Origin of the sequence: Pseudomonas sp. WS 5411 (genome assembly GCF_012985595.1) — a bacterium.
GTDB classification, from domain to species: Bacteria; Pseudomonadota; Gammaproteobacteria; order Pseudomonadales; family Pseudomonadaceae; genus Aquipseudomonas; species Aquipseudomonas shahriarae.
Genome location: NZ_JAARMC010000042.1, coordinates 1 through 4988, shown reverse-complemented (window position 1 = coordinate 4988; position 4988 = coordinate 1). Strand labels below are relative to the sequence as shown.

Here is a 4988-nt window from a genome sequence, read left to right as displayed (position 1 = left end):
AGACCCAATTTAAGCAAAGGGCTCTTGCCCCACCACTCGGCACCTCGCCTAGGCTCGGTGTGCCCGTCATCCGACATTGATTTGGGGGGCCGCCGCGATGGGCCATCCATGGCCCAGCGCGGCTAAACCGGCGTCCTGCCGGTTTACCCCCCAAATCAAAATCGGATGACGGCCAGCGTGGTTTAACGGGGCGCCTCAGATCAAAAGCAAAGCGAGGCGGCCTGACAGCCGACCTGATCGTCGAGGCGTGCGCATACACCTGTGGGAGCTGGCTTGCCTGCGATGACGGTGTATCAGCCAATATATTTATCGACTGATACACCGTCATCGCAGGCAAGCCAGCTCCCACAGGGGGGAAGGCAGCTTCGCGCTCTGGCTTTGCTGTTGCTGTTGCTGTTGCTCTGCTGTTGCTCTGCTTTTGATCTGGCTTTTGATCTCAGGCGCCCCGTTAAACCACGATGGCCGCAGGCAGGTATTGCGCAGTGGGCACCCCGGCATGGATGCCGGGGTAGCCGCGACACGGCCAGGGATGGCCGATCGCGGCGGGCCCACGGAGCAATGCCTGACTGCGGGCATGCCGAGCCTAGGCGAGGCACCGAGTGGTGGGGCAAGAGCCCTTTTGGTTACTTTTGGGGCTCTTTTCCAAAAGTGACCCGCCGTAAGGGCGGAACCCTAAGCCGCCGTGACCGCAGCAACGGATATGTACACAAACCCAATAAGCACTAGATAAAAGAGTTGTGTAGATACCCATGCCCATCGCGGGCAAGCCCGCGATGGGGCCCGAACAGCCACTACCCCACCACCTTGGCCCCCCGCAGCTCGGCTATCCGCTGAGTACTGAAACCCAACTCCCCCAACACCTGATCACTGTGCGCCCCCACCGCAGCACCGATATGCCTCGGCTCAGGCACCCCTTCGGAAAACTTCAGCGGGCAGGCCATCTGCGCCTGGAACGAGCCATCCCCGCGGGGCACCTGGCTCACCAGCTCGCGGGCCTGCAACTGCGGATGCTGCAGGGCTTCGCCCAGACTGAGCACCGGCTCGACGCAAGCATCGACCCCGGCAAACAACGCACACAGCTCCTCGAAGCTGTGCCGCTCAAACTCCACCTGCAGCGCCTGCTTGAGGGCCTTTTGCTGTTCGGGCTTGGGCGACAAGCCCTGGGCCGCCAGCTCCGGGCGCCCCAGCGCAGTACACAATTGCTGCATAAACCCCGGCTCCAGGCTACCCACCGACAGCCAGCGCCCGTCCCGCGAGCGGTAGTAATCGTAGAAGCTGCCGCCATTGAGCACCTGGTCTTCGCGCCCAGGCTCCACGCCACACGCCAGGTAGGCCGCGCCGGCCATGGCATTGAGGCTGAAGGCGCAGTCGGTCATGCTCACATCCAGGTACTGCCCCTGCCCACTGTGCTGGCGCGCAATCACCGCCGCGAGCAGGCCGACCACGGCATGCAACGAGCCGCCGCCCACATCCGCCAATTGCACGCCCAGGGGCACTGGGCCGCTGTCCTGGCGCCCGGTGTAGCTGGCGACGCCGGACAAGGCCAGGTAATTGATGTCATGCCCGGCGCGGTCCTTGTAGGGACCGGTCTGGCCATAGCCGGTGATGGACACGTAGATCAGCTTCGGGTTGATCGCCTTCAACGCTTCATACCCCAACCCCAGGCGCTCCATGACCCCTGGGCGGAACTGCTCCAGCACAATGTCGTACTCCGCCACCAGTTGCCGCACGATCTCCAGCGCCTCGGGCTGCTTGAGGTCCAGGGCCAGGCTGCGCTTGTTGCGGTTGAGGTAGGCATGGCTGGCCGACACGCCACGGTCGTGGGGCGGCAACACCCGCAGCAGGTCCATGCGCGTGGGGGATTCGATGCGCAGCACCTCGGCGCCCATGTCTGCCAACAGCAGCGAAGCAAAAGGCCCCGGCAGCAAGGTCGAGAAATCCAGCACTTTGAGGGACGCCAAGGGGCCTGACATGGGAGCTCCGATTCCGATTCGATGGAACACAGAGTAGGCAACCTTGCGCGGCAGCGGCAATCACCGTAAGCATCATCGACAGTGACCGTTGTGCTCGTGCGCCCATAAAAAAACCCATCCGAAGATGGGTTTTTCAGTACTGCGTCAGCGTTTACTTAAGCGCTGGTGCCGGGCCTTCGGCCACGCCCAGGTCATCCAGTTCGCGGGTTTCGGAGATACCGGTACCGCCGGAAGCCAGCTCGCTTTGCAGCTTGTCGGTGTCCAGTTCCTTGACCCACTTGGCCACAACGATGGTCGCTACGGCGTTACCGACCAGGTTGGTCAGGGCACGGGCTTCGGACATGAAGCGGTCGATACCGAGGATCAGCGCCAGGCCGGCAACCGGCAAGTGGCCAACCGCCGACAGGGTTGCGGCCAGTACGATGAAACCACTACCGGTCACGCCAGCAGCGCCTTTGGAGGACAGCAGCAGCACCAGCAGCAGGGTGATCTGGTGGGTGATGTCCATGTGGGTGTCAGTCGCCTGGGCGATGAACACGGCAGCCATGGTCAGGTAGATCGAAGTACCGTCGAGGTTGAAGGAGTAGCCAGTCGGGATAACCAGGCCCACCACCGACTTCTTCGCACCCAGGCGTTCCATCTTGATCAGCATGCGTGGCAGTGCGGACTCGGAGGAGGAAGTCCCGAGTACGATCAGCAGCTCTTCACGGATGTAGCGCACCAGTTTCAGGACGCTGAAGCCGTGGGCGCGGCAGATGCCACCCAGGACTACCAGCACGAACAGGATGCAGGTGATGTAGAAGCAGATCATCAACTGGCCCAGTTGCACCAGCGAGCCAACACCGTAGGCACCGATGGTGAACGCCATGGCGCCCAGGGCACCGATTGGCGCGAGCTTCATGATCATGTTGATGATGTTGAACATCACGTGAGCGAAGCGATCAATGAAGTCCAGCACCGGCTTGCCGTAGGCACCCAGGCGATGCAGGGCGAAACCGAAGATCACCGAGAACATCAGCACTTGCAGGATATCGCCGTTGGCGAAGGCGCCGACGATGGTGTTGGGGATCACGTTGAGGATAAAGCCGACGATGCTCTGGTCTTTACCGGCAGTGACGTAGGCCGCGACTTTCGAAGCGTCCAGGGTCGCAACGTCGATGTGCATGCCAGCGCCTGGCTGCACCACGTTGACCACCACCAGGCCGATCAGCAGGGCGATGGTGGAGACGATTTCGAAGTACAGCAGCGCGTAGCCGCCGGTCTTGCCCACCGACTTCATGCTCTGCATGCCGGCGATGCCGCTGACAACGGTACAGAAGATGATCGGGGCGATGACCATTTTGATCAGCTTGATAAAGCCGTCACCCAATGGCTTGAGGGCCACACCGGTCTGCGGGTAGAAGTGACCGAGCAGGATACCGATAACGATGGCAACGATTACCTGGAAATACAGGGTTTTGTAGAACGGCTGACGAGTCGTCATTGCAAAGTTTCCTCAAGAGTCCCGTGGGGCAAATATCCGCCATTGCCCACGACACTTGAATTGCGAACCCTCCTGCACTGGAGGGATTTGTTTTGGCGAGCTGCTGGCTGGCAGATCTGTATTCCTTATCGCAAACGGCGTGCCACTTTCCGCAAAAGCCCTGGAGCCCACAAACCATGGGCCTGTCGGCTGTGCACCGGCAGCATTCTTGGTTGAGTCAGGTGGCGGATATCCGCCCATCATTCCAATCTCGTCCTACAATTTGGCGGATATCCGCCTTGTCCGCCCCAGGCGCGATGGCTACCATCGGCCACTCAATGGACGAGGCCCCTGCATGCGCGAACGCACCATCGCCAGTCATTACGCCCGCGCTGCCCTGGGCGGCGCGCGCCGGGCCGGCTACGATTACTCGAGCCTGTTGCAGCAACTGGGGATTGCCCCGGAACTGCTGGCAGAACCCCGCGCGCGCATCGCGCCAGAGCAATTCACGCAGCTGTTGCAGCGGTTGTGGCAGGCGCTGGATGACGAGTACCTGGGCTTTGCCGATGGACCGAGCAAGCGCGGGACTTTCGCCATGATGTGCCACGCATTGATTCATTGCCGCACCCTGGAGAAGGCGCTGGAGCGCGGATTGTTGTTCTACAGCCTGTTCCCCCAGGGGCCGCGCTGGCGGTTGAGCCGTGAAGGCGACATGGCACGCCTGAGCCTGGATGACTCGCACCTGTGGGATCCGGATCACTTTTTGAGCGAGTCCCTGCTGGTGATCTGGCATCGCCTCGGCAGTTGGCTGATTGGCCAGCGTATCCGCCTCGAGCAAGCGACCTTCAGCTACCCGATGCCGGCCCACGCCGGCGAATACGACCTGCTGTTCCCTTGCCCGCTGGTGTTCAGCGCGGCCAGCAGCAGCCTGGTGTTCCCCACTCGCTACCTGAACCTGCCGCTGTTGCAGGATGAGCGCACCCTCAAACACTTCCTCGAACGCTCCCCCGCCGACCTGCTGTCCCGGCCAGACGAAGGCGACAGCCTGAGCAGCCAGTTACGTCGCCTGCTAAGCCGCGACCGCACACCCTGGCCAGACCTGGAAGCCGTGGCGCAGCACCTGCACATCAGCCCGCAGACCCTGCGCCGGCATTTACGGGAGGAAGGCACCAGTTTCCAGGCACTCAAGGATGAATTGCGCCGCGATATTGCGATTTTTCATCTGGGGCGGGCGGATTTGTCGTTGCAGGAAATTGCCGAGCAACTGGGGTTTTCCGAGCCGTCGGCGTTTCATCGGGCGTTCAAGAAGTGGACGGGGGTGACGCCGGGGGCTTATCGGGCGCAGGAGAGTTGAAGATGTAGTGTTTGGTCGGGCGTCATCGCAGGCAAGCCAGCTCCTACATTTTGATCTGTGAACACAGTTAAATGTGGGAGATTCTATGGTTTTGGGGAAGCCCCCAAAACCGCTTTTGACTGGTATTCGCTCAGGTTTTTCATGAGCGAAAAGGCGATGCGCGCCAGCTTGCGGCCAATGATGACCAGGGCTTGAGTCG

Annotated in this window: 3 protein-coding genes; 1 reads left to right on the top strand and 2 read right to left on the bottom strand. The window is 61.5% G+C overall.

Annotated elements, in window-relative coordinates:
- Nucleotides 1-791: 791 nt before the first annotated feature.
- A complete protein-coding gene (locus HBR93_RS26655; protein WP_169961430.1) occupies nucleotides 792-1973 on the bottom strand; it encodes a CaiB/BaiF CoA-transferase family protein in 1182 nt (393 codons plus the stop codon).
- Nucleotides 1974-2124: 151 nt separating this feature from the next.
- The gene (locus tag HBR93_RS26650; protein ID WP_057439678.1) at nucleotides 2125-3456 is read right to left on the bottom strand and encodes a dicarboxylate/amino acid:cation symporter; all 1332 of its coding nucleotides are present in this window, start codon (nucleotides 3454-3456) and stop codon (nucleotides 2125-2127) included.
- A 334-nt stretch (nucleotides 3457-3790) separates the two neighbouring features.
- Between HBR93_RS26650 and HBR93_RS26645 the strand changes: the two genes are divergently transcribed.
- Complete coding sequence (locus HBR93_RS26645) at nucleotides 3791-4789, top strand: AraC family transcriptional regulator (RefSeq protein WP_169961429.1); 999 nt, start codon at nucleotides 3791-3793, stop codon at nucleotides 4787-4789.
- The last annotated feature ends 199 nt before the right edge of the window (nucleotides 4790-4988 follow it).

Bases quoted from the DNA above. Each gene is read 5' to 3' on its own strand.
- HBR93_RS26655 (WP_169961430.1), bottom strand. From the start codon at position 1,973: ATGTCAGGCCCCTTGGCGTCCCTCAAAGTGCTGGATTTCTCGACCTTG.
- HBR93_RS26650 (WP_057439678.1), bottom strand. From the start codon at position 3,456: ATGACGACTCGTCAGCCGTTCTACAAAACCCTGTATTTCCAGGTAATC.
- HBR93_RS26645 (WP_169961429.1), top strand. From the start codon at position 3,791: ATGCGCGAACGCACCATCGCCAGTCATTACGCCCGCGCTGCCCTGGGC.